At 30.8% G+C, this 3587-nt stretch carries 1 protein-coding gene and 1 pseudogene; both read left to right on the forward strand.

Annotated elements, in window-relative coordinates; translation table 11 throughout:
* Positions 1-74 precede the first annotated feature (74 nt).
* Positions 75-644 (forward strand): annotated as a pseudogene (locus tag GMD1S_RS12740) (DpnII family type II restriction endonuclease); the annotation flags it as partial.
* A gap of 43 nt (positions 645-687) precedes the next feature.
* Positions 688-3285 (forward strand): TrlF family AAA-like ATPase, encoded by a 2598-nt coding sequence (locus GMD1S_RS12745; RefSeq protein ID WP_000439558.1) that lies wholly within the window; start codon positions 688-690, stop codon positions 3283-3285.
* Positions 3286-3587: the final 302 nt, after the last annotated feature.

Consider the following 3587-nt stretch of genomic DNA (forward strand, 5'->3'; position numbering starts at 1 on the left):
GATGGCTTTGACCTCTTTACAAGCACCAGCAAAGATTTGCTTTATTTTGATTAAACTTAGAGACAAGCAAAAAGTCAGCTCAAATTGTGGATTATGTTGTTTTTGCGGAACAATCTGGTTTATTAGATTTTCTCCAAATTAAAGTAAACCGTTCTTTAGTTGATTATGTTTATGGTGTAGAGGCTGGTTTGGATAGTAACGCTCGTAAAAATCGTAGTAGCACAATAATGGAAGGTATCTTAGAACGACACGTTGCAAAAATAGCTCAAAAACAAGGACTTGAATGGAAAGCTCAAGCAACTGCCTCATTTATTAAATCAAATTGGGGTATTGAGGTGCTAGTAGATAAATCAGAACGGCACTTTGATGTAGCTGTTTATTCTAGGGAACGTCATAAAGTTTGGCTCATTGAAACGAACTACTATGGTGACAGTGGAAGTAAACTTAAAGCGGTTGCTGGTGAATTTACTAAACTTAATCAGTTTAGTAAAGAATCAAAAGATGACATTGAGTTTATCTGGGTGACAGATGGACAAGGTTGGAAAACTGCTCACTTACCACTCTCCGAAGCATTTGAACACATTCAAAATGTTTTTAATTTGAATATGCTTAAAAATAACTTTTTGCGTGAGCTTTTAAAATAAATCGCGATAGTTCAAACTAACATTCAAAGGTCAGGTAAATATTATGGAAAGACATTATGCAAGATATTATAAATGCGCATTGCAAGTAAACCCATATTCTTATTCAAAGTTTAGAGGAAAAACTATTATTGATGAAGAAGAGTATAACAAAAAGATACTTGAGGAGTGTTTAAAAAATGGAATAAAAGTAGTTGGCCTTGCAGACCATGGTAGTATCGACTCTTCTACAAGCCTTCGAACCTATCTGTCTGAAAATGGTATTTTAACTTTACCAGGGTTTGAAATTTCTTCGGCTGAAAAAATTCATATGGTTTGTTTATTCTCACCTGAATTCGATAATTCAAGACTAAATAGGATTTTAGGTCAACTAGGCTTGCCTACAGATATTAAAAATGGAACTGAATCTAGCAATCTTTCATGTTTAGAAATTGCTAAAAAAGTTCAAGATAATGATGGTTTCTGGTATGCAGCCCATATTACAGGTGACAATGGCATACTTAAAATTGGGAAAATGAATCATATATGGAAAAATGAACTTCTTTCTGTTGCACAAATTCCGAATAGCGTAGAAAATATTGACCCAAATTATAAAAATATAATTCAAAATACGGATACAAATTATAAACGAAATAAACCTATTGCATATATCAACTCATCAGATATAGAATCGCCTGAAGATTTGTCTAAGCCTGTGGCTAGTGTACTTGTTAAAATGTCAGAATTATCTTTTCAAGCATTTAAAATGGCATTTAAAGATTCGGAATCTAGGATAAAATTAAACAGTACTGAAAAAAAGTGCTATAAGAGCACTATTGACGAAATTTCTATATCTGGGGGATACCTAGATGGCTTAGCTGTTGCATTTTCTGATGAAGTTTCTACTATAATAGGAGGTAGAGGAACTGGTAAATCTACATTAATAAATCTAATTATTTATTGTTTAGATAAATATCATTACACAAAAGAATTTGAAAAATACATAGACTCCTTTGCTGAGTCGAATCTTGGAACTGGTGGCGAAGTTAAGTTAACGATTACTTCATACTCGCAAAATGGACAGCAATTTAATATTAGCAGGAGATATAAACAAAATATTACTATTAGAAATGAAAACGGAGAAATATCTGATTTATCTATTGATGAAATATTGCCTAATTTAGAAGTGTATGCTCAAAACGAATTAATTGAAGTTATAAAATCCAAAAAAAGAATTACCGAATCGGTCAAAAGATTAATTTGTATAGATTCAAAGATACTTAACAAAAGAAAAAAAGCATATGAATCTCTTAATGAAAATACACGGGAGCTTCTAAGAGTTTCAAATAATCTAGAAAAATTAGAAAAAGATACTAGTGATTTACCTGCGAAACAATCACAATTAAGACACTATAATTCTATAACAGGGTTAGAGGAAAAGATTGCTCCTATAACTAAAATTACCGCTATAGACTCTAAAATATCTATACTATCTGATGCTATCTGTGATCATGAAATTACAGATAATGAGATTGTAATAGAATCAATAATTGATGAATGGGACAGAAAAGAAAATGATGATTTAACAAATCTCATTAACTCTATAGATGAATATAATCGAGAAAGTCAAATAATATTCAAACAACAAGAAAAGATATTTTCATCTCTAAAAGAAAAGGTTTCAAAAACAAAAGAGTCGTGGGGGAAATATAAGCAAAATGAAGAAATAAAATTCAAAAAAATATTCAAAGACATTCCAGAAGTACAAGATAAAAATAGTAAAGAAGTGCTCGAAGAATATCGTGGCCTGCTGAAAGAAATTAATGATTCAAAACCTACTCTATTGAAAATTGAAGCAACTAAAGAAGAGTTAGAGAAGTTAAAGAAAGCTAGAAAAGAACTTTTAGAGAATTGCAAAGAGGCTAATATAGAATATATTAATGCAGTATCTAAACGAATTAAAAAGCTGGATAAATCCAATCTAGGCAAATTAGTTAAAATAGAAATCGATTGCCTACAAAATAAAGAATCTTTGTTGGAGGAACTCAAAAAAATTGAAGGAATTGGCGATAAATCAATTCAATCTATTAGTGATTACAAAAATTTTGACATGATTACTTTTATCGAGAATATTCGAAAAGGGCCGGTTGAGTTGGCTAAAGAATATAACTTAACTAGTAACACTTCGCAGAAAATTTGTAGATTAACTAATGAACAATGTTGGAAATTAGAAGAGCTTATTCTAGGTGATATTACTAATATTTCTCTCAAAGTTGGAGATAAATTCAAATCTATGGATAATTTATCAAAAGGTCAGCAGTGTACAGCCCTCTTAAATATTCTATTAGTCGAAAATAGGGATCCTTTAATTATTGATCAACCTGAGGATAATCTTGATAATGCCTATATTGCAGATAGCTTAGTTGCCTCAATTAGGAATAATAAAACAAATCGTCAATATATTTTTGCTACTCATAATGCCAACATTCCTGTCTTTGGTGATGCAGAACTAATTATTGGACTTGTCGAAGAAGATGGACAAGGCAAAATTAATGGACATGCTATCGGATCGATTGATAACAAACAAGTTATGAATCAAGTTGTGAATATTCTTGAAGGTGGTGAAACTGCTTTTAAGATTCGGAAGGAAAAATACCAGTTTTAGTTAATAGACCTTATTTAGGTGATTGCTTTAAAAAGTGACTGATAACTAATAATAAAAACTCATAGGAAATTTATTATAAAACTTTTCCTATTTTAGTAAATTCCAAATAAGGCGCATCCTAAAAAAAGAAAATATATCAACATAAAAGGACAGTATATTATCAACTGTCCTTTTAAGATTTTGCTATAAGTTTTATAAGGTGAGTGGACTCAGATTATTTAGACTGCTGAGTATCAAGCTACCTATAGCTGACTTTTTTATTTTATCTTCTTGACACTCTGAAAGACTACAAATCCCACAAC

This window comes from Streptococcus sp. GMD1S, from assembly GCF_000296875.1.
Lineage (GTDB): Bacteria > Bacillota > Bacilli > Lactobacillales > Streptococcaceae > Streptococcus.

Coding starts and splice junctions, on each gene's coding strand:
- GMD1S_RS12745 (WP_000439558.1), top strand. CDS start 688: ATGGAAAGACATTATGCAAGATATTATAAATGCGCATTGCAAGTAAAC.